We start from the raw sequence: 1,375 nt of genomic DNA on the forward strand, positions 1-1,375 counted from the left end.
GTCGTGCTCGACAAGAGCACCGTCACGCGGCAGCTGGTCGAGGGCTCCGGCACGTTCGCGCTGAACGTGCCGACGCGGGCGCAAGCCGAGGCGACGCTGGCGGTCGGCGGCATCTCGGCCCGCGAGCTGCCGGCGGGCCAGGACAAGTTCGCCGCGTTCGGCCTGACCGCCTTCGCGGCGAGCCGCATCGAGGCCCCGCTGCTCGAAGGCTGCGCCGCCTGGCTCGAATGCCGGCTGCTGCCCGAGCCCCACCTGCAGAACCAGTACGACCTGTTCCTCGGCGAGGTGATCGCCGCCTGGGCCGACCCGCGCCTGTTCGCCGACGGCCACTGGCTCGACGCCRCGGCCGGCAGCACGGTGCACTACATCGCCGGCGGCCGCTTCTTCGCCACCGGCGAGGCCTTCGACGCCCAGGCGCTGCCGCGGCGGTCGTAACATCGCTCCCTTCACGCCCCACCCCTCCATGCCGTCCCCCGCCCGCTCCCGCCGCCGCCTGTCGCTGGCGATCGCATCGGCGCTGTGGCTGTCGGCCTGTGCGGCACCCGTCGTGCCGCGCGCCACGCTGGAGCAGCAGGTCGCCGACACCGAGCGCGCATTCGCGAAGACGATGGCCGACCGCGACCACGCGGCCTTCACCGCCTTCCTCGCCGACGACACCGTGTTCTTCTCCGGCCCCACGCCGCTGCGCGGCAAGGCCGCCGTCGCCGCGTGGTGGAAGCGCTTCTACGAGGGCGACAAGGCCCCGTTCTCGTGGCGCCCCGACAAGGTCGAGGTGCTCGATTCCGGCGAGCTCGCGCTGAGCACCGGCCCGGTGTTCGACCCCGACGGCAAGCCGGTCGCGAGCTTCACCTCGGTGTGGCGCCGGGTCTCGCCGGGCGTCTGGCGCATCGTCTTCGACAAGGGCTGCAACTGCCCCTGACCACTCTCTTCTTCCTTCCCACGCTTCGTGTCCACACTCCCCGCCGTTCCGCTGTCGCTGTTCTCCCTGCCCGCCTTCATGCGCTTCTGGTATGCGCGCGTCGCGGCCACCATGGCCAACCAGATGCTGATGGTGGCCGTCGGCTGGGAGATGTACGAGCTCACCGGCAGCGCCTGGGACCTGGGCCTGGTCGGGCTGCTGCAGTTCCTGCCGGCGTTGCTGCTGACGCTGGTGGCCGGCCACGTCGCCGACCGGCACGACCGCAGCCGCATCCTCGCGCTGTCGATGGCGGTGCAGCTGGCGATCGCCGGCGTGCTGGCCACTGCCACGCACGGCCACTGGGCGAGCCGCGAGCTGCTGCTGGTGCTGTCGATCGCGATCGGCTGCGCGAAGGCCTTCCAGATGCCGGCCCAGCAGGCGATGGTGCCGCTGCTGGTGCCGGCCGACACCCTGCCG

Annotated in this window: 3 protein-coding genes; all 3 read left to right on the forward strand. The window is 72.3% G+C overall.

Features of this window, described 5'->3' with window-relative positions; genetic code table 11:
- Nucleotides 1–435: flavin reductase family protein (locus AC1D01_RS34760; protein ID WP_477874079.1), on the forward strand; the 435-nt coding region annotated here is incomplete at its 5' end.
- A gap of 28 nt (nt 436–463) precedes the next feature.
- Complete coding sequence (locus tag AC1D01_RS34765) at nt 464–919, forward strand: YybH family protein (RefSeq protein WP_477874081.1); 456 nt, start codon at nt 464–466, stop codon at nt 917–919.
- A gap of 27 nt (nt 920–946) precedes the next feature.
- On the forward strand, nt 947–1,375 hold a 429-nt coding region (locus tag AC1D01_RS34770; protein WP_477874083.1), incomplete at its 3' end, for an MFS transporter.

The sequence above is a fragment of the Rhizobacter sp. P3_B12 genome (genome assembly GCF_056402895.1).

Excerpts from the sequence above, each read along its gene's own strand:
- AC1D01_RS34765 (WP_477874081.1), top strand. The coding sequence starts at position 464 with ATGCCGTCCCCCGCCCGCTCCCGCCGCCGCCTGTCGCTGGCGATCGCA.